Source organism: Streptomyces sp. STAM6, assembly GCF_054963715.1.
Genome location: NZ_JBUEFZ010000001.1, coordinates 273,713 through 298,164, shown reverse-complemented (window position 1 = coordinate 298,164; position 24,452 = coordinate 273,713). Strand labels below are relative to the sequence as shown.

28 protein-coding genes are annotated in these 24,452 nt (G+C 73.3%); 20 read left to right on the top strand and 8 right to left on the bottom strand.

Annotated elements, in window-relative coordinates; genetic code table 11:
* Positions 1–7 precede the first annotated feature (7 nt).
* The 8 genes from hisD to hisF are packed head-to-tail and all read left to right on the top strand — an operon-like array spanning position 8 to position 5,810.
* Complete coding sequence (gene hisD / locus ACY34K_RS01390) at positions 8–1,330, top strand: histidinol dehydrogenase (RefSeq protein ID WP_462742172.1); 1,323 nt, start codon at positions 8–10, stop codon at positions 1,328–1,330.
* On the top strand, positions 1,327–2,475 hold the full coding sequence (locus ACY34K_RS01385) for a histidinol-phosphate transaminase (protein WP_462742169.1): 1,149 nt from the start codon (positions 1,327–1,329) through the stop codon (positions 2,473–2,475). The genes hisD and ACY34K_RS01385 overlap by 4 nt, the downstream gene beginning before the upstream one ends.
* The gene (hisB, locus tag ACY34K_RS01380; protein WP_030492957.1) at positions 2,472–3,065 is read left to right on the top strand and encodes an imidazoleglycerol-phosphate dehydratase HisB; all 594 of its coding nucleotides are present in this window, start codon (positions 2,472–2,474) and stop codon (positions 3,063–3,065) included. The genes ACY34K_RS01385 and hisB overlap by 4 nt, the downstream gene beginning before the upstream one ends.
* A complete protein-coding gene (locus tag ACY34K_RS01375) occupies positions 3,062–3,229 on the top strand; it encodes a hypothetical protein (RefSeq protein WP_462742165.1) in 168 nt (55 codons plus the stop codon). Before hisB ends, ACY34K_RS01375 begins: the two co-directional genes overlap by 4 nt.
* A 5-nt stretch (positions 3,230–3,234) precedes the next feature.
* The gene (hisH, locus tag ACY34K_RS01370; protein WP_462742162.1) at positions 3,235–3,885 is read left to right on the top strand and encodes an imidazole glycerol phosphate synthase subunit HisH; all 651 of its coding nucleotides are present in this window, start codon (positions 3,235–3,237) and stop codon (positions 3,883–3,885) included.
* Between the two features lie 37 nt (positions 3,886–3,922).
* Positions 3,923–4,648 (top strand): bifunctional 1-(5-phosphoribosyl)-5-((5-phosphoribosylamino)methylideneamino)imidazole-4-carboxamide isomerase/phosphoribosylanthranilate isomerase PriA, encoded by a 726-nt coding sequence (gene priA / locus ACY34K_RS01365; RefSeq protein WP_462742159.1) that lies wholly within the window; start codon positions 3,923–3,925, stop codon positions 4,646–4,648.
* Positions 4,645–5,058: a RidA family protein gene (locus tag ACY34K_RS01360; protein ID WP_462742156.1), complete on the top strand. Its 414-nt coding sequence runs from the start codon at positions 4,645–4,647 to the stop codon at positions 5,056–5,058. Before priA ends, ACY34K_RS01360 begins: the two co-directional genes overlap by 4 nt.
* Positions 5,055–5,810: an imidazole glycerol phosphate synthase subunit HisF gene (hisF, locus tag ACY34K_RS01355; RefSeq protein WP_462742153.1), complete on the top strand. Its 756-nt coding sequence runs from the start codon at positions 5,055–5,057 to the stop codon at positions 5,808–5,810. The genes ACY34K_RS01360 and hisF overlap by 4 nt, the downstream gene beginning before the upstream one ends.
* Positions 5,811–5,829: 19 nt before the next feature.
* On the opposite strand, the gene ACY34K_RS01350 is transcribed toward hisF, so the two are convergent.
* A complete protein-coding gene (locus ACY34K_RS01350) occupies positions 5,830–6,216 on the bottom strand; it encodes a VOC family protein (protein WP_462742150.1) in 387 nt (128 codons plus the stop codon).
* Between the two features lie 95 nt (positions 6,217–6,311).
* The gene (locus ACY34K_RS01345) at positions 6,312–6,947 is read right to left on the bottom strand and encodes a TIGR03085 family metal-binding protein (protein ID WP_462742147.1); all 636 of its coding nucleotides are present in this window, start codon (positions 6,945–6,947) and stop codon (positions 6,312–6,314) included.
* Positions 6,948–7,031: 84 nt separating this feature from the next.
* Here ACY34K_RS01345 and hisI point away from each other — a divergent pair, with 84 nt between their 5' ends.
* The 11 genes from hisI to lgt all read left to right on the top strand — a co-directional run bounded on the left by hisI (position 7,032) and on the right by lgt (position 15,870).
* Complete coding sequence (hisI, locus tag ACY34K_RS01340) at positions 7,032–7,382, top strand: phosphoribosyl-AMP cyclohydrolase (protein WP_462742144.1); 351 nt, start codon at positions 7,032–7,034, stop codon at positions 7,380–7,382.
* Between the two features lie 25 nt (positions 7,383–7,407).
* On the top strand, positions 7,408–8,928 hold the full coding sequence (locus tag ACY34K_RS01335) for an anthranilate synthase component I (protein ID WP_462742141.1): 1,521 nt from the start codon (positions 7,408–7,410) through the stop codon (positions 8,926–8,928).
* Between the two features lie 14 nt (positions 8,929–8,942).
* Entirely contained in the window at positions 8,943–9,602 is a 660-nt protein-coding gene (locus ACY34K_RS01330) for a TIGR02234 family membrane protein (RefSeq protein WP_462742138.1), read from the top strand.
* A gap of 146 nt (positions 9,603–9,748) precedes the next feature.
* The gene (locus tag ACY34K_RS01325; RefSeq protein ID WP_462742135.1) at positions 9,749–10,003 is read left to right on the top strand and encodes an HGxxPAAW family protein; all 255 of its coding nucleotides are present in this window, start codon (positions 9,749–9,751) and stop codon (positions 10,001–10,003) included.
* Between the two features lie 97 nt (positions 10,004–10,100).
* On the top strand, positions 10,101–10,547 hold the full coding sequence (locus ACY34K_RS01320) for a DUF2752 domain-containing protein (RefSeq protein ID WP_462742744.1): 447 nt from the start codon (positions 10,101–10,103) through the stop codon (positions 10,545–10,547).
* Positions 10,548–10,662: 115 nt separating this feature from the next.
* Complete coding sequence (gene trpC, locus ACY34K_RS01315) at positions 10,663–11,472, top strand: indole-3-glycerol phosphate synthase TrpC (RefSeq protein ID WP_462742132.1); 810 nt, start codon at positions 10,663–10,665, stop codon at positions 11,470–11,472.
* Entirely contained in the window at positions 11,438–11,638 is a 201-nt protein-coding gene (gene trpM / locus ACY34K_RS01310) for a tryptophan biosynthesis modulator TrpM (protein ID WP_462742129.1), read from the top strand. Before trpC ends, trpM begins: the two co-directional genes overlap by 35 nt.
* A gap of 187 nt (positions 11,639–11,825) precedes the next feature.
* Positions 11,826–13,076, top strand: coding sequence for a tryptophan synthase subunit beta (gene trpB, locus ACY34K_RS01305; RefSeq protein WP_462742126.1), 1,251 nt, complete (start codon positions 11,826–11,828; stop codon positions 13,074–13,076).
* Positions 13,073–13,885 carry a tryptophan synthase subunit alpha gene (trpA, locus tag ACY34K_RS01300; protein WP_462742124.1) on the top strand — a complete coding sequence of 271 codons (813 nt, stop codon included), beginning with the start codon at positions 13,073–13,075 and terminating at the stop codon, positions 13,883–13,885. The genes trpB and trpA overlap by 4 nt, the downstream gene beginning before the upstream one ends.
* A gap of 74 nt (positions 13,886–13,959) precedes the next feature.
* A complete protein-coding gene (locus ACY34K_RS01295) occupies positions 13,960–14,787 on the top strand; it encodes a DsbA family protein (protein WP_462742121.1) in 828 nt (275 codons plus the stop codon).
* 78 nt (positions 14,788–14,865) lie between these two features.
* Entirely contained in the window at positions 14,866–15,870 is a 1,005-nt protein-coding gene (lgt, locus tag ACY34K_RS01290) for a prolipoprotein diacylglyceryl transferase (RefSeq protein WP_462742118.1), read from the top strand.
* A gap of 100 nt (positions 15,871–15,970) precedes the next feature.
* Here the strand turns inward: lgt and ACY34K_RS01285 are convergent, their stop codons facing one another.
* The 6 genes from ACY34K_RS01285 to ACY34K_RS01260 all read right to left on the bottom strand — a co-directional run bounded on the left by ACY34K_RS01285 (position 15,971) and on the right by ACY34K_RS01260 (position 23,478).
* Positions 15,971–16,801, bottom strand: coding sequence for an HpcH/HpaI aldolase/citrate lyase family protein (locus ACY34K_RS01285; protein WP_462742116.1), 831 nt, complete (start codon positions 16,799–16,801; stop codon positions 15,971–15,973).
* Complete coding sequence (locus tag ACY34K_RS01280; RefSeq protein ID WP_462742113.1) at positions 16,798–18,006, bottom strand: CaiB/BaiF CoA transferase family protein; 1,209 nt, start codon at positions 18,004–18,006, stop codon at positions 16,798–16,800. The genes ACY34K_RS01285 and ACY34K_RS01280 overlap by 4 nt, the downstream gene beginning before the upstream one ends.
* Positions 18,007–18,088: 82 nt before the next feature.
* Complete coding sequence (locus ACY34K_RS01275; protein WP_462742110.1) at positions 18,089–19,516, bottom strand: ADP-ribosylglycohydrolase family protein; 1,428 nt, start codon at positions 19,514–19,516, stop codon at positions 18,089–18,091.
* The gene (locus ACY34K_RS01270; protein WP_462742107.1) at positions 19,513–20,685 is read right to left on the bottom strand and encodes an ADP-ribosylglycohydrolase family protein; all 1,173 of its coding nucleotides are present in this window, start codon (positions 20,683–20,685) and stop codon (positions 19,513–19,515) included. The genes ACY34K_RS01275 and ACY34K_RS01270 overlap by 4 nt, the downstream gene beginning before the upstream one ends.
* The gene (locus ACY34K_RS01265) at positions 20,615–21,886 is read right to left on the bottom strand and encodes an ADP-ribosylglycohydrolase family protein (RefSeq protein ID WP_462742741.1); all 1,272 of its coding nucleotides are present in this window, start codon (positions 21,884–21,886) and stop codon (positions 20,615–20,617) included. The genes ACY34K_RS01270 and ACY34K_RS01265 overlap by 71 nt, the downstream gene beginning before the upstream one ends.
* A gap of 548 nt (positions 21,887–22,434) precedes the next feature.
* A complete protein-coding gene (locus tag ACY34K_RS01260) occupies positions 22,435–23,478 on the bottom strand; it encodes an ADP-ribosylglycohydrolase family protein (protein WP_462742104.1) in 1,044 nt (347 codons plus the stop codon).
* A gap of 217 nt (positions 23,479–23,695) precedes the next feature.
* Between ACY34K_RS01260 and ACY34K_RS01255 the strand changes: the two genes are divergently transcribed.
* Positions 23,696–24,424, top strand: coding sequence for a VIT1/CCC1 transporter family protein (locus ACY34K_RS01255; RefSeq protein ID WP_462742102.1), 729 nt, complete (start codon positions 23,696–23,698; stop codon positions 24,422–24,424).
* The last annotated feature ends 28 nt before the right edge of the window (positions 24,425–24,452 follow it).

Genomic DNA, 24,452 nt, shown 5'->3' with positions numbered 1-24,452 from the left:
TTGACCTGTGATCTCACGAATCGATCTGCGCGGCGACGCCCTTCCTGAGGGTGGCGCTCTGCGCGACCTGCTGCCCCGTGCCGAGTTCGACGTGGAAGCCGCCCTGGAGAAGGTGCGGCCGATCTGCGAGGACGTGCATCATCGGGGCGACGCGGCGCTGATCGAGTACGCGGAGAAATTCGACGGGGTCACGCTCGACCAGGTCAGGGTCCCCGCCGCCGCGCTCACCCGCGCGCTGGAGGAACTCGATCCGGCCGTCCGCGCCGCCCTGGAGGAGTCGATCCGGCGCGCCCGGATCGTCCACCGCGAGCAGCGCCGCACCGAGCACACCACGCAGGTCGTGCCCGGCGGCACGGTCACCGAGAAGTGGGTGCCGGTCGAGCGCGTCGGTCTCTACGCGCCCGGCGGCCGCTCCGTCTACCCCTCGTCCGTGATCATGAACGCCGTACCGGCGCAGGAGGCGGGCGTCGAGTCGATCGCCCTCGCCTCCCCGCCGCAGAAGGACCACGGCGGCCTGCCGCACCCGACGATCCTGGCGGCCTGCGCGCTGCTCGGCGTCGACGAGGTGTACGCGGTCGGGGGTGCCCAGGCCGTCGCCATGTTCGCGTACGGCACGCAGACCTGCGCCCCCGCCAACATGGTCACCGGCCCCGGCAACATCTGGGTCGCCGCCGCCAAGCGGTACTTCACCGGCCGGATCGGCATCGACACCGAGGCCGGCCCGACCGAGATCGCCGTCCTCGCCGACGACACCGCCGACCCCGTGCACGTCGCCGCCGACCTGATCAGCCAGGCCGAGCACGACCCGCTCGCCGCCGCCGTCCTCGTCACCGACTCGGCCGAGCTCGCCGAGGCCGTCGAGAAGGAGCTCGAACCGCAGGTCGCGGCCACCCGGCACATCGAGGACCGGATCCTGCCCGCGCTGCGCGGCAGGCAGTCCGCGATCGTCCTCGTCGACGGCCTGGAGGAGGGCCTGCGCGTCGTCGACGCGTACGGCGCCGAGCACCTGGAGATCCAGACCGCCGACGCGGCCGCCGTGGCCGACCGCGTCCGCAACGCGGGCGCGATCTTCGTCGGCCCCTGGTCCCCGGTCTCGCTCGGCGACTACGCGGCCGGCTCCAACCACGTCCTGCCCACCGGCGGCTGCGCCTGCCACTCCTCCGGCCTGTCCGTGCAGTCGTTCCTCCGCGGCATCCACATCGTGGACTACACACGCGACGCGCTGGCGGAGGTCACCCACCACGTGGTGACGCTCGCCGAGGCGGAGGACCTGCCCGCCCACGGGGCCGCCCTCAAGGCGAGGTTCGGATGGGAGGTGCCGCAGCAGTGACCTCCGAGAACATCGGCATCGACGACCTGCCCATCCGCGACGAGCTCCGCGGCAAGTCGCCGTACGGCGCGCCGCAGCTCGACGTGCCCGTGCGGCTGAACACCAACGAGAACCCCTACCCCCTGCCCGAGCCGCTCGTCGAACGGATCGCCGAGCGGGTCCGGGACGCGGCACGCGCGCTCAACCGCTACCCCGACCGGGACGCCGTCGAGCTCCGCACGGAGCTGGCGCGCTACCTCACCCGCACCACCGGGTACGAGGTCGGGCTCCCCAACGTCTGGGCGGCCAACGGCTCCAACGAGGTCATCCAGCAGCTGCTGCAGACCTTCGCGGGCCCCGGCAGGATCGCCATCGGCTTCGAGCCCTCGTACTCGATGCACGGGCTGATCTCGCGCGGCACCGGCACCGGCTGGATCTCCGGGCCGCGCCGGGAGGACTTCACCGTCGACGTGGACGCCGCCGTCGCCGCCATCAACCGGCACCGCCCCGACGTCGTCTTCATCACCTCCCCCAACAACCCCACCGGCACCGCCGTCGACGCCGACACGGTGCTGGCGCTGTACGAGGCCGCGCAGGGCGCCGGGGGCGCCGGGACCGCCGGCGCCGGGGCACTCGTCGTGGTCGACGAGGCGTACGTGGAGTTCAGCCACCGTCCCTCGCTGCTGCCGCTGATCGAGGGCCGGCCCAACCTGGTGGTCTCGCGGACCATGTCCAAGGCGTTCGGCGCGGCCGGACTGCGCCTGGGCTACCTCGCCGCGCACCCGGCCGTGGTCGACGCCGTCCAGCTGGTGCGGCTGCCGTACCACCTGTCCGCCGTCACCCAGGCCACCGCGCTCGCCGCGCTGGAGCACACCGATACGCTGCTGGGGTACGTCGAGCAGCTGAAGACCGAGCGCGACCGCCTGGTCGCCGAGCTGCGCGCCATCGGTTACGAGGTCACCGAGTCCGACGCCAACTTCGTCCAGTTCGGACGCTTCACCGGCGAGGGCGGCGCCCACGCCGTGTGGCAGCGGATCCTCGACCGGGGCGTCCTGGTCCGTGACAACGGCGTACCGGGCTGGCTGCGGGTCACCGCCGGCACGCCCGAAGAGAACGACGCGTTCCTCGATGCGGTTCGCGCACTGAAGAAGGAGCAGAGCTCATGAGCCGCGTAGGACGGGTCGAGCGCACCACCAAGGAGACGTCCGTCGTCGTCGAGATCGACCTCGACGGCACCGGCAAGGTCGATGTGTCGACCGGTGTCGGCTTCTACGACCACATGCTCGACCAGCTCGGCCGCCACGGTCTGTTCGACCTCACCGTCAAGACCGACGGCGACCTGCACATCGACTCGCACCACACCATCGAGGACACCGCCCTCGCGCTGGGTGCCGCCTTCAAGCAGGCCCTCGGCGACAAGGTCGGCATCTACCGGTTCGGCAACTGCACGGTGCCGCTGGACGAGTCCCTCGCCCAGGTCACCGTCGACCTGTCCGGCCGCCCCTACCTGGTGCACACCGAGCCGGAGAACATGGCGCCGATGATCGGCTCCTACGACACCACCATGACCCGGCACATCCTGGAGTCGTTCGTCGCCCAGGCCCAGATCGCGCTGCACGTCCACGTGCCGTACGGGCGCAACGCCCACCACATCGTGGAGTGCCAGTTCAAGGCCCTCGCCCGCGCCCTGAGGTACGCCTCCGAGCGCGACCCGCGCGCGGCCGGAATCCTGCCGTCCACGAAGGGCGCCCTGTGACCGGGCTTTCCACCATTCTGATCGTCGTCGGGCTCTTTCTCGCGGGAGGCGTCTACTCGTTCTCCAAGCAGCAGATGCCCAAGGGAGTCATCGTCCTGCTGGCCATCGCCTCGGCGATGTGCCTCCTGGCGGGCGTCCTGCGCATCCAGGGGATCTGGGAGTGAGTGGCATGAGCACTGCGAGCACCGGAAAGAAAGTCGTCGTCTTCGACTACGGCTTCGGCAACGTCCGCTCCGCCGAGCGCGCCCTCGCCCACGTCGGCGCCGACGTGGAGATCACCCGCGACTACGACCGGGCCATGAACGCCGACGGACTCCTCGTCCCCGGCGTCGGCGCCTTCTCCGCCTGCATGGCGGGGCTCAAGGAGGCCCGCGGTGACTGGATCGTGGAGCGCCGGCTCGCCGGCGGCCGTCCCGTCATGGGCATCTGCGTCGGTATGCAGATCCTCTTCGCGCGCGGCATCGAGCACGGAGTGGAGACCGAGGGCCTGGACGAGTGGCCCGGCACCGTCGGGCCGCTGAAGGCCCCGGTCGTCCCCCACATGGGCTGGAACACGGTCGAGGCACCCGGCGACAGCGAACTCTTCGCCGGTCTCGACGCAGGCACCCGGTTCTACTTCGTGCACTCCTACGCGGTGCACGACTGGAGCCTGGAGATCCACAACCCCACGATGCGCGCCCCCAAGGTCACCTGGTCGACCCACGGCGAGCGGTTCGTCGCGGCCGTCGAGAACGGCGCCCTGTGGGCGACCCAGTTCCACCCCGAGAAGTCCGGCGACGCCGGCGCCCAGCTGCTGACCAACTGGCTCAACACCTTCTGACCCTCCCTTCTCACACTAGGACCGAGGACCCGCTGAGATGAGCAAGCTCGAACTCCTCCCCGCCGTCGACGTCCGGGACGGCCAGGCCGTACGGCTCGTCCATGGCGAGTCCGGCACGGAGACGTCCTACGGCTCCCCGCTGGAGGCGGCCCTGACCTGGCAGCGCGCGGGCGCCGAGTGGCTGCATCTCGTCGACCTCGACGCCGCGTTCGGCACCGGCGACAACCGTGAGCTGATCGCCGAGGTCGCGAAAGCCATGGACATCAAGGTGGAGCTGTCCGGCGGCATCCGCGACGACGCGTCCCTCGCCGCCGCGCTCGCCACCGGCTGCACCCGCGTCAACCTGGGCACCGCCGCCCTGGAGACCCCCGAGTGGGTCGCCAAGGTCATCGCCGAGCACGGCGACAAGATCGCGGTCGGGCTCGACGTGCGCGGCACCACGCTGCGCGGCCGCGGCTGGACCCGCGACGGCGGCGACCTGTACGAGACGCTCGCCCGGCTCGACTCCGAGGGCTGCGCGCGGTACGTCGTCACCGACATCGCCAAGGACGGCACGCTCCAGGGCCCGAACCTCGAACTGCTGCGCAACGTCTGTGCGGCCACCGACAAGCCGGTCGTCGCCTCCGGCGGCGTCTCCTCGCTGGACGACCTGCGGGCGATCGCCGCGCTGGTCCCCCGGGGCGTCGAGGGCGCGATCGTCGGCAAGGCGCTGTACGCCAAGGCGTTCACCCTGGAAGAGGCACTCGCGGTGGTGGCGGAATGACGCAGTCTGTCCGCAAGGTGGTGACCGGCGCACCCTGGGAGGAGCAGTTCGGCTACTCCCGCGCCGTCGAGCTGCCGAACGGTCTGGTCCTCGTCTCCGGCTGCACGTCCGTCGTCGACGGCGCGATCGCCGAGGGCGGCCCCTACGAGCAGGCGGTCAACTCCTTCAACGTCGCCCTCGGCGCGCTGAAGCAGCTGGGCCTGGGCGCGGCGGACGTGGTCCGCACGCGCATGTACATCACGCACGCCCGGGACGTGGAGGAGGTCGGCCGCGCCCACAAGGAGCTGTTCGACGCCGTCCGCCCCGCCGCATCGATGATCATCGTCGAGGGCTTCGTCGACCCGCGACTGGTCGTCGAGGTCGAGGTCGAGGCCTACCGGGGCGCCGAGCGAGGAGCGGAGCAGTCATGACCCTCGCGGTCCGAGTCATCCCCTGCCTGGACGTCGACAACGGCCGGGTCGTCAAGGGGATCAACTTCCAGAACCTGCGCGACGCGGGCGACCCCGTCGAGATGGCGAAGCTCTACGACGCCGAGGGCGCCGACGAGCTGACCTTCCTCGACATCACCGCCTCGTCCGGCGACCGGGAGACCACGTACGACGTGGTGCGCCGCACCGCCGAGCAGGTCTTCATCCCCCTCACGGTGGGCGGCGGCGTGCGCAGTGCCGACGACGTCGACAAGCTGCTCCGCGCCGGCGCGGACAAGGTCGGCGTCAACACGGCGGCGATCGCCCGCCCGGAGCTGATCCAGGAGATCGCCGAGCGCTTCGGCCGTCAGGTGCTGGTGCTCTCGGTCGACGCCCGCCGCACCCCCGGCGGCACGTTCGAGGTCACCACCCACGGCGGGCGCCGCGGCACCGGCATCGACGCCGTCGAGTGGGCGCACCGGGCCGCCGAGCTCGGCGCGGGCGAGATCCTGCTCAACTCGATGGACGCCGACGGCACCAAGGACGGCTACGACACCGAGATGATCGCCGCCGTCCGCAAGCACGTCACGGTGCCGGTGATCGCCTCCGGCGGCGCCGGCGGGCTCGCGGACTTCGCCCCGGCGATCGACGCCGGCGCCGACGCGGTCCTCGCGGCCTCGGTCTTCCACTTCGGCGACCTGCGCATCTCCGAGGTGAAGGGCGCCCTGCGGGAGGCCGGCCACCCGGTCCGCTGATCCCCGCTCGCCCGGCCGGTCAGGCCGGCCACTGGGTGAGCTGGACCAGGTTCCCCACGGTGTCCTCCAGCACGGCCGTCCGCACCGGGCCGTGGTCCGCCGGCCCCTGGGTGAAGGTCACCCCGAGGCCGGTCAGCCGTTCGTGCTCGGCCCCGAGGTCGTCGACCGCCAGGACGATGCACGGCTGACCGGCCTCGCGCAGTGCTCTGGTGTACTGCCGGGCGATCAGGCTGTCGCCCGGCTCCAGCAACAGCTCCACGTCCTGGCCGGGGGCGGCGACGGTGATGAAGCGCGCCTCGCCGAGATCCAGGTGCGCCCGCGTCTCGAAGCCGAGCACGTCCCGGTAGAAGGCGTGCGCCTTCTCCTCGTCGTCGACGTACACGCTGGTCATGGCGATCCTGATCATCGTCCGCCTCCGGCTGTGAGCTCCGTACGTCCGATGATGCCCCTCGCCACCGGCGTCCCGGGGCGGCACGCCGCCCCGGGAGGGCCGCGGCGTGGTCAGATGCCGAGCTGCTTGGTCCCGTGCAGCCGCTCCACCGCGTCCTTGTCACCGTCGATCTCCACGTGTGAGGAGTCCTGGCGGCCGAACGCGAACATCGTCAGCTCGCCCGGCTCACCCGTCACCGTCACCACCGGCGTGCCCTTGCGGGCGACCGTCGTCTGCCCGTTCGGCCGGCGCAGCACCAGACCCACCGGGACGTTGCGGCACAGCATCCGGGCCGCCCGCTCCAGCCGCGTCCACAGGGCGTCCGCGAACACCGGGTCCAGCTCGCGCGGCGTCCAGTCCCGCTGCGCCCGCCGCACGTCCTCCGCGTGCACATAGAACTCGACCGTGTTGGCGCCCTCGTCCACCTGTTTGATCGCGTACGGCGACAACCGCGGCGGGCCGGTGCGGATCAGCTGGATCAGCTCCTCGTACGGCTTCGACGCGTACTCCGCCTGCACCTGCTCCAGGCGACCCCGCAGCGGCGCGAGCAGTATCCCCGCCGCGGCGTCCGCGCGGCGCTCCCGCACCACCACGTGCGACGCCAGGTCACGGGTCTTCCACCCCTCGCACAGGGTCAGGGCGTCCGGGCCCGCCGCTTCCAACAGATCGGCGAGCAGAAGCCGTTCACGCTTGGCATGGGTCGACATGCCCGCCAGCGTACGGCCGGCGCCCGCCGTCCGCCCAGTGGACGCACCAGGGATTCCCCCCGCCCACCACGGCACAATGGCCTCATGACCAGCAACCTTGACCCGGCCATCGCCGCCCGTCTCAAGCGCAGCCCCGACGGGCTGGTGCCGGCCATCGCCCAGCAGTACGACACCGGCGAGGTGCTCATGCTCGGCTGGATGGACGACGAGGCACTGCACCGCACCCTCACCACCGGCCGCTGTACCTACTGGTCCCGCAGCCGCGGGGAGTACTGGGTCAAGGGTGACACCTCCGGTCACGTCCAGCACGTCAAGTCCGTCGCCCTGGACTGCGACGCCGACACCGTGCTGGTCAAGGTCGACCAGGTGGGGGCCGCCTGCCACACCGGCGCGCGCACCTGTTTCGACGCCGACGTCCTGCCCCTCGGGCAGTGACGCGCAACGAGTAGGGTCACTCGCCATGGATCTCGAGACCTTCCGCAAGCTGGCGGCCGACCGCCGCGTCATCCCCGTCAGCCGCCGCCTGCTCGCGGACGGCGACACCCCGGTCGGCCTCTACCGCAAGCTCGCGGCGGAACGCCCGGGCACGTTCCTGCTGGAATCCGCCGAGAACGGCCGCTCCTGGTCGCGGTACTCCTTCATCGGCGTCCGCAGCGCCGCCACCCTCACCGCGCGCGACGGCCGGGCCCACTGGCTCGGTACCCCGCCCGTCGGCGTACCCGTGGACGGCGACCCGCTCGCCGCCCTGCGCGCCACCGTCGAGACCCTCCACACCCCTTCCACGCCCGGCGGCGCGGAAGGTACCCCCATCCCCGGCCTCGCGGACGGCATGCCGCCCTTCACCGGCGGCATGGTCGGTTACCTGGGCTACGACATCGTGCGCCGCCTGGAGCGCATCGGGGAGCACGGCGCGGACGACCTCCGGCTGCCCGAGCTGACCATGCTGCTCACCTCCGACCTCGCCGTCCTCGACCACTGGGACGGCACGGTCCTGCTGATCGCCAACGCGATCAACCACAACGACCTCGACACCGGTGTCGACGAGGCGTACGCGGACGCCGTCGCCCGCCTCGACGCCATGGCCGAGGACCTCGCCAAGCCCCTCGCCTCGGCCCCGAGCGCCCTGCCGCCCTCCGCCCTGCCGCCGTTCACCGCCCGGTGGGGCGGCGAGGCCTACCAGGACGCCGTGGAGGACATCAAGGAGCGCATCCGGGCCGGCGAGGCCTTCCAGGTCGTCCCCTCGCAGCGCTTCGAGACGCCCTGCGCGGCCTCCGCCCTGGACGTCTACCGCGTGCTGCGGGCCACCAACCCGTCGCCGTACATGTACCTGTTCCGGTTCGACGGCTTCGACGTCGTCGGCTCGAGCCCCGAGGCACTGGTCAAGGTCGAGGACGGGCACGCCATGGTGCACCCCATCGCGGGCACCCGCCCGCGCGGGGCCACGCCGCAGGAGGACCAGGCCCTCGCCGACGAACTCATCGCGGACCCGAAGGAGCGCGCCGAGCACCTGATGCTCGTCGACCTGGGCCGCAACGACCTCGGCCGGGTCTGCGAACCGGGCTCCGTCGAGGTCGTCGACTTCATGTCGATCGAGCGGTACTCGCACGTCATGCACATCGTCTCGACCGTCACCGGCCGCGTCGCCGAGGGCCGCACCGCCTTCGACGTCCTGACTGCCTGCTTCCCGGCCGGAACCCTCTCCGGCGCCCCCAAGCCGCGCGCCATGCAGATCATCGAGGAGCTGGAGCCCAGCCGGCGCGGACTGTACGGCGGCTGTGTCGGCTATCTGGACTTCGCCGGCAACTCCGACACCGCCATCGCGATCCGCACCGCCCTTCTCCGCGACGGCACCGCGTACGTGCAGGCCGGCGCGGGTGTCGTCGCCGACTCCGACCCGGTCGCGGAGGACACCGAATGCCGCAACAAGGCCGCAGCGGTGCTTCGCGCCGTACACACCGCCAACCGGATGAACGGCGCATGACGGCGTAGGGGATAGTGGGATGCGTGAGTGCCGCATCCGTACCCCAGCCCCGTGCCACGAGCGCGCAGGAGACGACGGCCGCCCGGAGCGGCCGGCGCAGCCTCGCCGCCGCCCTGCTCCTCGGTGCCGTCGGAGCCGCCGTCGTGCTGCTGTCCTCCGGCCAGATCTGGGCCGAGGGCACCGTCGCGGTCGGCGGCGGCGCCCTCGACCTCGACGCCTCCGGCGGTGACGTCACCGGCGTACCCACCGCCCTGGCCATCGTCGGCCTGGCGGCCCTCGTCGCGGTCTTCGCGGTACGGCGCGCCGGCCGGCTCCTCGTGTCGCTACTGCTGACGCTGAGCGGCGCCGGCGCGGCCGTGGCCGCCTACCTCGGCGCCTTCGACAGCGCCGCGCTCGACGAGAAGGCCGCCGCCACCACCGGCGACTCCGCGGCCCGCGTCGAGGCCCTCACCCACACCGCCTGGCCCTTCGTCACGGCCGCCGGCGCCGTGCTGCTGGTCCTCGCCGGGCTCCTCGCGCTCCGGTACGGCGGGACCTGGCCCGCCATGTCCGGACGGTACGAGCGCGACGGCGGCCCCCGCGCACCCCGGCAGCCCACGGCCGGCGACCCGGACCGGCCCGAGGAGCTGTGGAAGGCGCTGGACCGGGGCGAGGACCCCACCCGCGACGCCTGACCGCGTAAGGCCGGCGCGTTCGCGCGGGCGACCGACGCGCGAGGCCGACCCCCGGATCACCCCGCACGCGCGCGTGCGGGACAATATCGCCGAGCGCCCGCAGCGGGCGGGCCTCACCACAGAGCAACAGCAACGAGGAGCAACTCATGGCGGGCAGCGACCACGGACACACCCCGGCCGCCTGGACCGGTGTCACCATCTCCTTCATCGGCTTCTGCGTCGCCGGTGCCTTCATGGTGGCGGCCAACCCGCTCGGCTTCTGGGCCGGCTGCGCCGTCATCCTCCTCGGCGGTGTCGTGGGTGGCGCGATGAAGCTGGCCGGCCTCGGCCAGAAGGAGTCGCCCGCCCTCGTGGAGGCGCGCTCCGAGGCCGCCCGCGCGGACGCCACGACGGCGGCCTGACGCCGGGCACACCGACGACACGGGGCGCGGTCCGGCAGCGGCCGGGCTGCGCCTTTCCCCTGTGCCGGGCGACAATCAACCGGTGGACAATCACCCGGTGGACGCCATGCCCCCTCCCGCCGCCCCCCACCCGGACCCGCCCCGGCCGCCGCTCGTACGGCGCCTGGCCACCCCGGTCGGCATCCTCACCGGCGTCGCCGCGGCCTTCGCCTACGTCGGGGCCGTCGACCCCAACGAACCGGGCCACTACCCGGTCTGCCCCCTGCTGCGCTTCACCGGCCTCCTCTGCCCCGGCTGCGGCGGCCTGCGCAGTGCCCACGCCGTCGTCCACGGCGATCTGGTGACCGCCCTCGGCGCGAACGCGGCTGCCGTCGCCGGCTACGCGGTCTTCGCCGTCGTCATGGTCGTCTGGCTCGCGCGGGCCGTCCGCGGAGTGCCCATGAGGATCACCCTGGCGCCCGTCTGGTGGTGGTCCCTGGGGGCGGTTCTGGCCGTTTTCAGCGTCGTCCGGAACCTTCCGGTCGGCTCGGCCCTCGCTCCGTGAAATCGCAGGTCAGGCAAGTGTCGTCAACCGGATGCGGACACTCGGGCCACCTGCGGATACCATCGAGGTGACTGATCCTGATCCAACATCACCGTCCTGGAAGGGGGCCTCTCGCGTGAGTGTGCTCGACGAGATCATCGAAGGCGTACGCGCCGACCTCGCAGAGCGACAGGCGCGGGTCTCCCTCGACGAGCTCAAGGACCGGGCGGCCAAGGCACCGCAGGCCAAGGACGGCGCCGCCGCACTGCGCGGCGACGGCGTCAAGGTCATCTGCGAGGTGAAGCGCTCCAGCCCGTCCAAGGGCGCGCTCGCCGCGATCGCCGACCCGGCCGGGCTCGCCGCGGACTACGAAGCGGGCGGCGCGGCCGTCATCTCCGTACTGACCGAGCAGCGGCGTTTCGGCGGCTCCCTCGCCGACCTGGAAGCCGTCCGCGCCAAGGTCGACATCCCGGTGCTGCGCAAGGACTTCATCGTCACGGCCTACCAGCTGTGGGAGGCCCGGGCGTACGGCGCCGACCTCGCCCTGCTCATCGTGGCCGCGCTGGACCAGCCCGCACTCGTCTCGCTGATCGAGCGGGCCGAGTCGATCGGTCTCACCCCGCTGGTCGAGGTGCACGACGAGGAAGAGGTCGAGCGGGCCGTCGACGCGGGCGCCCGCGTCATCGGCGTCAACGCGCGCAACCTCAAGACCCTCAAGGTCGACCGCTCCACCTTCGAGCGCGTCGCCCCCGAGATCCCCAAGGGCATCGTCAAGATCGCCGAGTCCGGCATCCGCGGACCGCACGACCTGATCGCCTATGCCGGCGCGGGCGCCGACGCGGTGCTCGTCGGCGAGTCCCTGGTCACCGGCAGCGACCCCAAGGCCGCCGTCGCCGACCTGGTCGCGGCCGGTGCCCACCCCGCCCTCCGCCACGGACGGAGCTGACCCGCACATGCCCATCGCCGCCCGTCTCGCCCCCGGCTGCCGCCCCCGCGGCTGCCGCGCGCCCGCGCGCCGGGTGCACGGGCGGCGTGTGCGGTATGTGATCGGGGACGAGCCGGGCCAGGTCAACGGCATGCGATGGCCCGCGCGCCGAGCGCGCGTCTCCTGACGACTCCGTAGCCGGTGCGGGCCCCGCCCCGCCGGACGGTGCCCTCCCCCCTTCGCCGTGGACAGTGGTTCCGCCCGGAGGAACGGGCGGGCACCCGAGCGGCACGGGCCGTACGGACTCACGCGCGCACCACATGGCCTTCGACCGCACGCGTATCCGGGGCACCCGCCCCGCGAGGAGCATCCGCATGCCCAGTGAGTTCTTCATTCCCGACGCCGACAGCCAGGTCCCGTCGCCCGAGGGGTACTTCGGTGCCTACGGCGGCAAGTTCATCCCCGAGGCCCTCGTCGCCGCCGTCGACGAAGTGGCCGTCGAGTACGACAAGGCCAAGTCCGACCCCGCCTTCGCGGCCGAGCTCGACGACCTGATGGTCAACTACACCGGCCGGCCCAGCGCCCTCACCGAAGTCCCCCGGTTCGCCGAACACGCCGGCGGCGCGCGGGTCTTCCTCAAGCGCGAGGACCTCAACCACACCGGCTCGCACAAGATCAACAACGTGCTGGGCCAGGCCCTGCTCACCAAGCGCATGGGCAAGACCCGGGTCATCGCCGAGACCGGCGCGGGCCAGCACGGCGTGGCGACGGCCACCGCCTGCGCCCTCTTCGGCCTCGAATGCACCATCTACATGGGCGAGATCGACACCGAGCGCCAGGCGCTCAACGTCGCCCGGATGCGCATGCTCGGCGCCGAGGTCGTCCCCGTGAAGTCCGGCAGCCGCACCCTGAAGGACGCCATCAACGAGGCGTTCCGCGACTGGGTCGCCAACGTGGACCGCACCCACTACCTCTTCGGCACCGTCGCCGGGCCGCACCCCTTCCCCGCCATGGTCCGCGACTTCCACCGCGTCATCGGCGTCGAGGCCCGCCGCCAGATCCTGGAGCGGGCCGGACGGCTGCCCGACGCGGCCGTCGCCTGCGTCGGCGGCGGCTCCAACGCCATCGGCCTCTTCCACGCCTTCGTCCCCGACGAGAGCGTCCGGCTGATCGGCTGCGAACCCGCGGGGCACGGCGTCGAGACCGGCGAGCACGCGGCCACCCTGACCGCGGGCGAGCCCGGCATCCTGCACGGCTCGCGCTCCTACGTCCTCCAGGACGACGAGGGCCAGATCACCGAGCCGTACTCGATCTCCGCCGGACTCGACTACCCCGGCATCGGACCGGAGCACGCCTACCTCAAGGACAGCGGACGCGGCGAGTACCGCGCGGTCACCGATGACGCGGCGATGCAGGCCCTGCGCCTGCTCTCCCGCACCGAGGGCATCATCCCGGCCATCGAGTCGGCGCACGCGCTGGCCGGTGCCCTGGAGGTCGGGCGGGAGCTCGGCGCGGACGGGCTGATCGTGGTCAACCTGTCCGGCCGCGGCGACAAGGACATGGACACCGCCGCCCGCTACTTCGGTCTGTACGACCACACGACCGCCGAGGGGGAGACCAAGTGAGCGGGAACATCCAGCTGCTGAGCGACACGCTCGCCGCGGCGAAGTCCGAGAACCGGGCCGCGCTGATCGCCTACCTCCCGGCAGGCTTCCCGACCGTCGACGGCGGCATCGAGGCCGTCAAGGCGGTCTTCGAGGGCGGCGCCGACATCGTCGAGGTCGGTCTTCCCCACAGCGACCCGGTCCTGGACGGCCCCGTCATCCAGACCGCCGACGACATCGCGCTCCGCGGCGGCGTCAGGATCGCCGACGTCATGCGCACGGTCCGCGAGGCCCACGAGGCCACCGGCAAGCCGGTCCTGGTCATGACGTACTGGAACCCCATCGACCGGTACGGCATCGAGCGCTTCACCGCCGAGCTCGCGGAGGCGGGCGGCGCCGGGTGCATCCTTCCCGACCTGCCGGTCCAGGAGTCCGGCGTGTGGCGCGAGCACGCCGAGAAGCACGGACTGGCCACCGTCTTCGTCGTCGCGCCGAGCAGCAAGGACGAGCGTCTGGCCACCATCACCGAGGCCGGCTCCGGCTTCGTCTACGCGGCGTCGCTGATGGGCGTCACGGGTACCCGCGAGTCGGTCGGCGAGCAGGCCGCCGACCTCGTGCGGCGCACCCGCGCCACCACCGAGCTGCCGGTCTGCGTCGGCCTCGGTGTGTCCAACGCGGAGCAGGCCACGGAGGTCGCCTCCTTCGCCGACGGCGTGATCGTCGGCTCCGCCTTCGTCAAGCGGATGCTGGACGCCGGTGATCACGCGGCGGGATTGGCCGCCGTCCGGGAGCTGGCGGGCGAACTCGCCCGGGGAGTGAAGCGCTCCTGAAGGGTTCGTAGCTCGTACGGGTGGATCTGGACCGGGGAGGCTCGCGCGGGCCTCCCCGGTTCGTTGCTGTGGGCGTGAGCGAGAACAACAGCGCAGGGAAGCGGAGCGCACGCGAGCGGCTCCAGATCGAACGCGAGCAGCAGAAGGCCCGGGAGAAGCGCAGGCGCACGATCATCGTCGCCGCGGCCGTCGTGGGCGTGCTCGGCCTCGCCGCGGTCGTCGGCGTCATCGCCGCCAACAGTGGAGACACGAGCGACAGCTCCGGTTCCGGACCGGTCGTCGCGCCGAAGGGCGCCACGGGCGGGGAACAGCCGGCGATCCCGGTCGGTGCGACCGACGCCCCGTCCACGCTCACCATCTGGGAGGACTTCCGCTGCCCCGCCTGCGCCCAGTTCGAGAACGTGTTCCGGGACACGATCCACCAGCTGACCGACAGCGGGCAGCTCAAGGTCGAGTACCACCTCGCCACGATCATCGACGGCAACATGGGGGGCAGCGGCTCGCTCAACGCCGCGAACGCCTCCGCGTGCGCCCAGAACACCGGCAGGTTCGTCGCCTACCACGATGTGCTCTACCAGAACCAGCCGCCCGAGCCGGACGACGCCTTCGCCAAGGACGCCAAGCTGTTCGAGCTGGCGGCGAAGGTGCCGGGTCTCGACACCCCGGCGTTCCGCAGCTGTGTGAGCGGAGGTACGCACGACGGCTGGGTGAACAAGTCGGCCGAGGCGTTCACCAGCGGCGACTTCCGCGGGACGCCCACCGTGCTGCTCAATGGAGAATCGATCTTCCCGGCCAAGGGGAACGAGCAGATCTCCCCGGACAATCTGAAGAAGTGGGTCGCCGAGGCGAACAAGGGCAAGAAGCCCGGCACCGCATCCCCGTCCGTGCCGCCGGCCGGCTGAGCCGGCCTGCCTCGTTATCCAGTCTTTGCCGGGCGGGTTGCCCCGTCTCCCGCCCGGCACGGTAGCGTCGGTCCTGCCATGGACCTTGCCTACATTCCCAGCCCGTCGACCGGTGTGATCCATCTCGGACCGGTCCCGCTGCGCGGCTATGCCTTCTGCATCATCATCGGTGTCTTCGTCGCCGTCTGGTACGGCAACAAGCGCTGGCTCGCCAGGGGCGGCAAAGCCGGCACCGTCGCCGACATCGCCGTCTGGGCGGTGCCCTTCGGCCTGGTCGGCGGTCGGCTCTACCACGTCATCACCGACTACCAGCTGTACTTCAGCGAGGGTGAGAACTGGGTCGACGCCTTCAAGATCTGGGAGGGCGGCCTCGGCATCTGGGGCGCGATCGCCCTCGGCGCGGTCGGCGCCTGGATCGGCTGCCGCCGCCGTGGCATCCCCCTTCCGGCGTACGCCGACGCCATCGCCCCGGGCATCGCCTTCGCCCAGGCCATCGGTCGCTGGGGCAACTGGTTCAACCAGGAGCTGTACGGCAGGCCGACCGATCTGCCGTGGGCGCTGAAGATCACCGAGGGTGCCAACCGCGAGGCCGGGCTCTACCACCCGACGTTCCTGTACGAGTCGCTGTGGTGCGTGGGCGTGGCGCTGCTGGTGATCTGGGCGGACCGCCGGTTCAGGCTCGGCCACGGACGCGCCTTCGCGCTGTACGTGGCGGCCTACTGCGCCGGGCGCGGCTGGATCGAGTACATGCGGGTCGACGAGGCGCACCACGTCCTGGGTCTGCGGCTGAACGTGTGGACCGCGATCGTGGTCTTCCTGCTGGCGGTCGCGTACATCGTGATCTCTTCGCGGGTGCGGCCGGGCCGGGAGGAGGTCGTCGAGCCGGGAGCCGTGGCCGCGGCGAAGAACGACACCGGGGACGACGCGGGCGCGACGGACGGCATGTCCACCCGGGGAGGCAAGCCCACGAAGGCCGGCAGGCCCACGAAGGCCGGCAAGTCGCTCAGCGGCACCGGCGGCGAGGGCGAGGCCGGCGGCGACAACGGCACCTCCGCCCAGGCGGGATCCGCCAGGAAGGGCTGACGCCCCAGCGCGTGAAGACGAGGCGGCCGCCGGGGTCCGGGATCCCGGCGGCCGCCTCGTCGTACTGCTTGCGGTCGTGACCCGCGGGCCCGGCCGGCCCTCAGGTGCGGCGGGACAGGGACAGGGTGCGGTGCGCGGCCGCCACGACCGCCGCGTCGACGAACCGGCCGTCCGGCAGCGCGAGCGCGCCCGCGTCACCGGCGGCCGCCTTGACGATCTCCTCGGCCGCCGTCACCTCGTCCGGGGTGGGCAGATAGGCCTGTTCGATGACCGGGAGCTGGCGCGGGTGGATGGCGGCGCGGCCCAGGAAGCCCAGTGCGCGGCCGTGTGCGCACGAGGCGGCGAGCCCCTCCAGGTCCCGTACGTCCGGATGCACGGACTGGGCCGGCGGCGGCAGCCGTGCGGCACGGGCGGCCACCACCACCCGGCTGCGCGACCAGTCGAGGCCGCTGTCCTCGCGTACGCCCAGGTCGGCGCGGAGGTCGGCCTCACCGATGGCGATGCCCCGGACCGCCGGGTGGGCGGTCGCGATGGCGTAGGCGTGCTCGATGGCCAGGGCGGATTCCAGCAGGGGCAGGAGGGGGATGCCCGGTGCGAGGGCGGCCGTCCGCTCGATGTCAGTGCCGTGTGTCACCTTGGGAACACGCAGCGCGCTCAGGCCGGGGAGAGAGGCCAGGGACGCGATCGCCGCGTCGTCCTGCGCGCTGCCGGACGACGGACCGGGAACGCGGGGGAGGCGGACATGGACCGGTACGGGGTGGGGCGAGGAGAGCAGTTCCACGGTGGCGTCGAGGGCATAGGCCCGGCGGTCCGGGGCCACCGCGTCCTCCAGGTCGACGACCACCACGTCGGCGCCGGAGGCGAGGGCCTTGCCGACGACATCGGGGCGGTCCCCGGGGGCGTACAGCCAGGTCAGGGGGATGGAGGTCATAGGGCGCCCTCCGTGCGCAGAGTGGTGAGGTCGGCCGGGGAGAGGCCCAGTTCGGTGAGGACCGCGTCGGTGTCGGCGCCGTGCGGGCGGCCGGGCCAGCGGATCGAGCCAGGGGTCTTGGAGAGGCGGAAGAGGACGTTCTGCATACGGATCGGGCCGAGCTCGGGGTCCGGTACCTCGGTGACGGTGTCCAGCGCCCGGTACTGCGGATCGTCCATGACGTCGCGGATGTCGTACACGGGGGCGATCGCCGCCTCGGCCTTCTCGAACGCTGCCATGGCCTCGTCCCGGGTGCGGCGGGCGATCCAGGCGCCGACCGCCTCGTCGAGCTCGTCGGCGTGTTCGGCGCGGGTGGTGCCTTCGGCGAACCACGGCTCGTCGACCAGATCGGGGCGGCCGACGAGCCGCATCACGCGCTCGGCCACGGACTGGGCGGAGGTGGAGACGGCCAGCCAGCTGCCGTCGGCGGTGCGGTAGGTGTTGCGGGGGGCGTTGTTGCGGGACCGGTTGCCGGTGCGCGGCTGGATGTAGCCGAGCTGGTCGTACCAGAGGGGCTGGGGGCCGAGCACGGTGAGGATCGGTTCGATGATCGCCATGTCGACGATCTGGCCCTCGCCGGTCGCGGTGCGGGCGGTGAGGGCGGTCATCACGGCATAGGCGGTGGCCAGGGCGGCGATGGAGTCGGCGAGACCGAAGGGAGGGAGTGTGGGCGGGCCGTCCGGTTCGCCGGTGATCGCGGCGAAGCCGCTCATCGCCTCGGCGAGGGTGCCGAACCCGGGGCGGTGGGCGTAGGGACCGGTCTGGCCGAAGCCGGTGACGCGGGCCAGCACGAGTCGCCGGTTGGCGGCGGAGAGCGCGGGCCAGCCGAGGCCCCAGCGCTCCAGGGTGCCGGGCCGGAAGTTCTCGATCACCACGTCGGCGGTGGTGGCGAGCCGGAGCAGGGTGTCGCGTCCGCCGGGCGTCGACAGGTCGAGGGTGATGGTGCGCTTGTTGCGGCCGAGGAGCTTCCACCACAGGCCGATGCCGTTCTTGGCCGGTCCGTGGCCGCGGGAGGGGTCGGGTTTGCGCGGATGCTCGACCTTGATCACGTCGGCGCCGAAATCGCCCAGCATCGTGGCCGCCAGCGGGCCGGCGAAGAGGGTGGCGAGATCGAGGACGCGCAGTCCCTGCAGAGGGGGAGCGGGCTGAGCGGGGGCAGTGGTCATACGGCGCCGGTCCGCGTGCGACGGGGCAGGGAGCCGGTGGTGACGGGGTCCATCGGGGTGCCGTCCGGCACCGTCGTGAGGGTCATGGGCGGTGTGCCTCCTGGTGGGTGAGTTCAGCGAGGGTGTCGAAGCCGATGCCGTCGAAGGAGGGGACGGACGTGGCGAGCCGGTTCTTGAGGGGGGAGGTCCAGCGGTCGGGGAGCCGGTCGGGGTGTCCGGCGAGCAGCCCGGCGACGGAGCCCGCGGTGGCGCCGTTGGAGTCGGTGTCCCAGCCGCCGGAGACGGCCCGGCAGATGGAGCGGGAGAAGTCGCCGTCGGCATGGGTGAGGGCGGCGGCGAGCAGCGCGGCGTTGGGGACCACGTGTACCCAGTGATAGGCGCCGTAGGCGGCGTGGAGCCGGTCGGCGACGGTGTCGAAGTCGGTGTGGGCACACGCCGTGGTGATGCCGAAGCGGACGGCCCGGGCCAACCGGGAGTCGGGCGGGACGACGGTCAGGCCGGAGGCGAGCGACTGGTGGACGTCGGCGGTCCCGGAGGCTGCGGTCGCGATGACGGCCGCGGTGAACATGGCGCCGTACACGCCGTTGGCCGTGTGGGTGAGGGAGGCGTCCCGGTGGGCCTGTTCGGCTGCGGCGGCCGGGTCGCCGGGGCGGGTCCAGCCGTGGACGTCGGCGCGGATCAGCGCACCGATCCACTCGCGGAACGGGTTGCGGTGGCCGGCGGTGAGGGGCGGTTCGAGCCCGGAGAGGAGGTTGCGGTAGGCGACGCGCTCGGCGGTGAAGGTGCGGCCCGCCGGCAGCTCGTCCAGCCAGAGCCGGGCGACGTCGGAGGTGCGGAAGCCGGAGCCGTACCGCTGGAGCAGCAGCAGGTTGAGGAGGGGGTAGTTGAGATCGTCGTCCTCGGGCATGCCGTCGATGTTCTCGGCGAGCGACGTCCCGGCGGAGCGGCGGTTCCACGGGTGGGCGGCGGCGAGGGCGGGCGGCAGGCCCCTGGCGGTGAACCAGGTGGTGAGCGGCCAGTTCCCGGTGGCGCGGGCGAGGGCCCGGACGGCGGAGAGGGGCAGCTTCTCGACGGGCTTGCCGAGCAGGCACCCGGCGGCGCGGCCGAGCCAGGCGGCGTGCAGCCGTGCGAGCAGTCCGTCCGGGGCGCCTCCGGCCGGCCGTTCCGGGCAGGCGCCCCGGGGCGGGGTGGTGTCGGGCGCCGGGGCCGCTGCGGCCGGGGTGGTGGGCCAGTGCGGGCAGGCGCGTTCGATCTGCGCGAAGGGGGTCGGCTCGGCGGGGGCCAAGGGGCTGGGGAGCGCGGCCAGTTCGTCCAGCAGGCGCTCGGCCAGGGCGCGCAGGTGCGGGGGCGCGGGGGTCGGCGACGCGCCCGCGGCGGCGGGCGCGAGGGCGCCGCCCGCGGCCAGCCAGCGGGCCTCGACCGCCGACGCGTCCCGGCCGTCCTCCGCGGCCTGGCGCAGTTCGTGGCCGATCAGGTCCTCCGGCTGCACCCAGGTGAGGCGCACGTTCACCAGGCCACCCCGGTGGGGGTGCCCAGCGCGATGAACGCCGTCTCGTGGTCGCGCCGGCGGGCCGTGTCGCGGACGAACACCTCGCGGGTCACCTCGGCGAGCGCCGCCGCCGGGGCGTACAGATCGAGCCGGCTGGCCTCCGCGACCTGCTTCGCCCAGTCGGACGGGACCCCCGCCTCGCCGTGCAGGGCACCCGCGATCGCGCCCGCCATGGTGGCGATCGAGTCGCAGTCGCGGCCGTAGTTGACGGCGGACAGCACCGTGCGGCGGTAGTCGCCGGCGCCGACGAGGAGCATGCCGAGGGCGATGGGGAGTTCCTCGACGGAGTGGAGCCGGGAGGGCCGCCGCGCGGCCAGGGAGGGGGAGCGGTAGTCGGGGCCGACCGTGTCGAAGGGGGCGACGGCGTCGCGCAGCGGTCGCAGCGCCGACTCGAAGTCGGTGTGACGGCAGGCGACTTCGCACACCGCCTCGATCGCCGCGCGCGTGCCGTCCTTGGCGAGGGAGAGCGCCGTGTCGACGACGCTCCCGGGGGTCGCGAGCGGCCGGCAGGCCGCTGCGACCGCCGCCGCGAACACGCCCGCCGCCTCGCGGCCGTACGAGGACTGGTGGGCACCCGTGATGTCGATGGCCTCGGCGTACGCGCCGGCCGGGTTGGCGGCGTTGACCAGGCCGACGGGCGCCATGTACATCGCCGCGCCGCAGTTCACGATGTTGCCCTCGCCGGCCTCGCGCGGGTCGACGTGGCCGTAGTGGAGGCGGGCCACGAGCCACTTCTCGGCGAGGAAGATCCGCTGGAGGGGGAGCGCCTCGGCCTCCAGCTCGGGGATCCAGACGGGGTTGCCGATGAGTTCGGGGACGAGGTGGTCGGCGATGGCGTGGGCGTCGAGGTGGTCGCGGACCCGCTCGTACACCCGGACCAGCGCGTGGGTCATCAGGGTGTCGTCGGTGACGTGCCCGTCCCCCTTGTGGTACGGGGCGATGGGGCGGGCGGTGCGCCAGGCGTCACCGTGCCAGGGGCCGACGATGCCGGTGACACGGCCGCCGTGGCGTTCGGCGATCTGTTCGGGGGTGTAGCCCTCGACCGGGCCGCCGAGGGCGTCACCGACGGCGGCTCCGACGAGGCTGCCGGTGATCCGGTCCTCGAGGGTGAAGGGTGCGGGGGTCGTCATGTCGGAATTGTCCACCTTGGGTGGAGAGTTCCGTGTGTGTCAGCTGCTCGGCGAGTTCGACGAGGTCGGTGCCCGCGAGCCGGGGGAGCGCGCAGCCCGCGAGGGTGCGGCAGGCGTCGCGCCAGCTCGGGGGCACGCCGTCGCCACCGCTGAGGGCGCCGGTCAGGGCGCCGGCGAGGGCGGGGGCCGAGTCGGCGACCCGCGAGAGGCACGCGGCGGCCGGGACCGCCTCGGTGACCCTGCCGCGCGCGGCGGTGGTGAGCGCGAGAGCGACGGGGACGGTCTCGGCGGCGGCGATGCCGTAGCTGTAGACGTGATCGACGATCTGGTGCTCCAGGAGGGGGACCAGGGCGAAGGCGCTCTCGGCGGCACGGGCCAGCTCGACGGCGTGCCGGCCGTTGCGGCCGATCTCGGTGCAGGGCGGAAGCTGGGCGACCGCGGCGTCGACGGCGTCGTCGACGGGCGCCCCGCCGAGGGCCACTGCCACGGCGGCGGCCATGGCGCGGGCGCCGTGGACGCCGTCGCCGTCCTGGGTGTAGCGGGCGTCGAACTCGGCGAGCTCGGCGGCGGCCCTCGGGTCGCCCTGGTGGGCGACGGCCAGGACGGCGGCCCGTACGCAGGCGGCGTCGTCGAAGTAGTGCGGGTTGTCGTGGCCGGTGGCGGGCGGGCGCAGGCCGGTGGCGAGGTTGCCGAGACCGGCGCGTACGGAGATCCGTGCACGCAGGGGCAGGACGGCCGACTCGACCTCGGGGGCGCGGTCGGCGGCCGCGGCGATCTCCGCCGCGAGGGAGTTCCACGACAGGTCGACGGCGGCGCACAGGCGGCGCCCCGGGGCGAGCCCCCGGAAGAACCGTCCGCCGGCGGTGAGCACCGCCTCGGCGGCGAAGGCCGCCCACTCGGCGTCGTCGGAGGGGCCGAGGCGCAGCGGCTCGGGCGGCTGGTTGAGGGCGATGGGGACGGGCAGGGTGGTCGTGGCGTTCTGCTCGGCGAACGTGTCGAGTTCGCGGGTGAGGCGGCGGGTCCACTCGGGCATCCGTGCGGCCCGGTGCCGTGCGGCGGGCCAGCCGGCGGCGTCGCCCGCGGCGAGCCCGAGGAGGAGCCCCTCGATCCGCCGTGGCCCGCCCCGCTCCGAGGGGCGCTCAGCCCGGGGCCCGTCGCCCCGCTCCCCGGTCGCGGCCCCTGCCCGAGGGGCGGCGGCGATCCGCGGCCCGGATCCCTGCGGTGTGCTGCTGGTGGGCGCGAGGGGTCCGGCGGGCCGGCCCCCGCCCGACACCGTCCCGGCCCCCGACCCGCCGGCCGGTCCCCCGGCTCCTTCCGGTTCCCGCCGGGCCGGAGCCGTCCCGCCGGTCCGAGGTACCTCGCCGGTCCGAGGTGCCGGCGCCGGCAGCGGTTCCGCGTCCGCGGGCCGCTGCGGTGGCTGTGGCGGGGCGTTCACGACGCCGTGGTGCCGCCCGGGTGGGGGGTCGGTGGTTCCCTCCGCGCCGCTCGGGGCCGGGTGGGGGCCGCCGGTCCGTGGTCCTGGCGGCGTGTCCGTGCTGTCGGTCCGTCGTCCCGGGGGCGTGTCCGTGCCGTCGGTCCGTGGTCCCGGGGGCGCGTCCGTGCCGTGACGTCCCCCGGGCGGTCGTGCCGCGCTGTCCGGCGCGCCGGTGGGTGGCCCGGGGCGCGTGACGGCCGCGGGCGTGGGCCGGTGCGGTGGCTCGGACGGGGCCACGGCGCCGCCGGCGGGGTGGGGGGACGGGGACGCCGGGGTCATGAGGGGGCCTCGCTCTCGTCGTCCGGGGTGAGCAGGTCCGCGATGTCCAGGACGTGGTAGCCGCGCATGGAGGGGAGGCAGCTGCCGCCCACCGGGCCGATGGCGTCCGCCCACTCCGGGGGGATCGCCGTCGCCCCGGACATCGCGCCCGCCAGCGCGCCCGCGACCGCCGCCGTCGTGTCCGCGTCGCGGCCCATGTTGACCGCGGTCAGGACCGACGTACGGAAGTCGCCGCGCGCGGCCGCGAACGCCCCGAAGGCCAGTCCGACCGCCTCCGGTGCCAGGTCCGTCCAGGGGTAGCCGCCGATGACCACCGCCGAACGGACGGTGCGCTCCCGCACGAGCGGGTCGGGCTGGACACGCTGTGCGGCGACCACGGCGCGGCGCATCGAGCGGGCCGTCCAGGAGTCCATGGGGACGACGGACAGCCCGGCGGCGATGATCGACGCCGGGTCCGCGCCGGTCATTGCGGCGGCGACCCCCGCCGCCACCGCCTGGCCGCCGTAGATCCCCTCGCCCTCGTGGCTGACCGTGCCGTCGATCGCCACCAGCCGGGCCGCCTCCGCCGGACGGCCCGCCGCGAAGACCCCGAAAGGGGCGGCCCGCATCGCCAGTCCGTCGCTCCACGCGTGGCGGTGCTGGGCGGAGATGGGGGCGGCGAGGCCCCGGCGCAGGTTCTCCAGCGTGCCGCGCTCGCTGAACCCGGCCCCCCGGAACGGGCCTTCGTCCAGGTCGGCGATCCAGTGGTGCCATGCCTTCTCGACATGTGAGACGGTCAGCGCCGATCCGTGGCGGGCGAGGAGCAGCCCGGAGAAGATCGCGTACTCGGTGTCGTCCGTACCCGCCGGGCTTTCGCTGACGAACCCCTCGATACGGCCCCACCGGCGGCGGATCTCGGAGGGCCGCATGTTCTCCGCCGGGGCCCCGATCGCGTCGCCGACCGCCAGGCCGAGCAGCGCGCCCCGCGCCCGGTCGCGCAGGACCGCGGTCTGATCGCCCCCGGCCCCGAGTGCGGCCGGATCGCATGCAATCGACTCCATCGCGTGGCCCTTTCGTACGCACGGTCCGATTCCTGGATGTGTGCCACGCGAGCCTCGCGGGTTGTCGGCGCGGACGTCGCTGTCACCCGGCCGCCCCCACCTCTCCCCGCCAGGTAAGTAAAGCCTGCCTTGCTGGCGCGCCCCTTACATCGCGCGTAGTTTCGAGGTGTGGGGGGCGCGGCGTCACGCGAACCCGCAGAGCTTGAAGGGGAGAGCTGTGTCCATCATCGAGACCGAGGCGACGCTTCACGAGGCGCACCGCGACAACCACACCCACCGCGACGTGAACGGTGGCTGGTTGCGCCCCGCCGTGTTCGGGGCGATGGACGGTCTCGTGTCCAACCTGGCGCTGATGACCGGTGTCGCGGGAGGTTCGGTCTCCCAGCAGACCATCGTCATCACCGGGCTGGCGGGCCTCGCGGCGGGCGCGTTCTCCATGGCGGCCGGCGAATACACCTCGGTGGCCTCGCAGCGCGAACTCGTCCAGGCCGAACTGGACGTCGAGCGGCACCAGTTGCGCAAGCACCCGGTGGACGAGATGGAGGAGCTCGCCGCGCTGTACGTGGCGCGCGGGGTCGAGCCGGCCCTCGCCCGCGAAGTGGCGATGCAGCTGTCGCGCGACCCCGACCAGGCGCTGGAGATCCACGCCCGCGAGGAACTCGGCATCGACCCGGACGACCTGCCGTCCCCGGCGGTCGCCGCGGTCTCGTCCTTCGGTTCGTTCGCGCTCGGCGCCCTCCTGCCCGTGCTGCCGTACCTGCTCGGCGCGACAGCGCTGTGGCCGGCGGTCCTGCTGGCGCTGTTCGGGCTGTTCGCCTGTGGCGCCGTGGTCGCGCGGGTGACCGCCCGCAGCTGGTGGTACAGCGGTCTGCGCCAGCTGGTCCTCGGCGGCGCCGCGGCCGCGGTCACCTACGGGCTGGGCGCGCTCTTCGGGGCGGCGATCTGACGCGGCCGCGCGCCTCACCGGCCGGCCC

Bases quoted from the DNA above. Each gene is read 5' to 3' on its own strand.
- hisB (WP_030492957.1), top strand. From the start codon at position 2,472: ATGAGCCGCGTAGGACGGGTCGAGCGCACCACCAAGGAGACGTCCGTC.
- hisH (WP_462742162.1), top strand. From the start codon at position 3,235: ATGAGCACTGCGAGCACCGGAAAGAAAGTCGTCGTCTTCGACTACGGC.
- priA (WP_462742159.1), top strand. From the start codon at position 3,923: ATGAGCAAGCTCGAACTCCTCCCCGCCGTCGACGTCCGGGACGGCCAG.
- ACY34K_RS01360 (WP_462742156.1), top strand. From the start codon at position 4,645: ATGACGCAGTCTGTCCGCAAGGTGGTGACCGGCGCACCCTGGGAGGAG.
- hisF (WP_462742153.1), top strand. From the start codon at position 5,055: ATGACCCTCGCGGTCCGAGTCATCCCCTGCCTGGACGTCGACAACGGC.
- ACY34K_RS01350 (WP_462742150.1), bottom strand. From the start codon at position 6,216: ATGATCAGGATCGCCATGACCAGCGTGTACGTCGACGACGAGGAGAAG.
- ACY34K_RS01345 (WP_462742147.1), bottom strand. From the start codon at position 6,947: ATGTCGACCCATGCCAAGCGTGAACGGCTTCTGCTCGCCGATCTGTTG.
- hisI (WP_462742144.1), top strand. From the start codon at position 7,032: ATGACCAGCAACCTTGACCCGGCCATCGCCGCCCGTCTCAAGCGCAGC.
- ACY34K_RS01335 (WP_462742141.1), top strand. From the start codon at position 7,408: ATGGATCTCGAGACCTTCCGCAAGCTGGCGGCCGACCGCCGCGTCATC.
- ACY34K_RS01325 (WP_462742135.1), top strand. From the start codon at position 9,749: ATGGCGGGCAGCGACCACGGACACACCCCGGCCGCCTGGACCGGTGTC.
- trpB (WP_462742126.1), top strand. From the start codon at position 11,826: ATGCCCAGTGAGTTCTTCATTCCCGACGCCGACAGCCAGGTCCCGTCG.
- lgt (WP_462742118.1), top strand. From the start codon at position 14,866: ATGGACCTTGCCTACATTCCCAGCCCGTCGACCGGTGTGATCCATCTC.
- ACY34K_RS01285 (WP_462742116.1), bottom strand. From the start codon at position 16,801: ATGACCTCCATCCCCCTGACCTGGCTGTACGCCCCCGGGGACCGCCCC.
- ACY34K_RS01280 (WP_462742113.1), bottom strand. From the start codon at position 18,006: ATGACCACTGCCCCCGCTCAGCCCGCTCCCCCTCTGCAGGGACTGCGC.
- ACY34K_RS01270 (WP_462742107.1), bottom strand. From the start codon at position 20,685: ATGACGACCCCCGCACCCTTCACCCTCGAGGACCGGATCACCGGCAGC.
- ACY34K_RS01260 (WP_462742104.1), bottom strand. From the start codon at position 23,478: ATGGAGTCGATTGCATGCGATCCGGCCGCACTCGGGGCCGGGGGCGAT.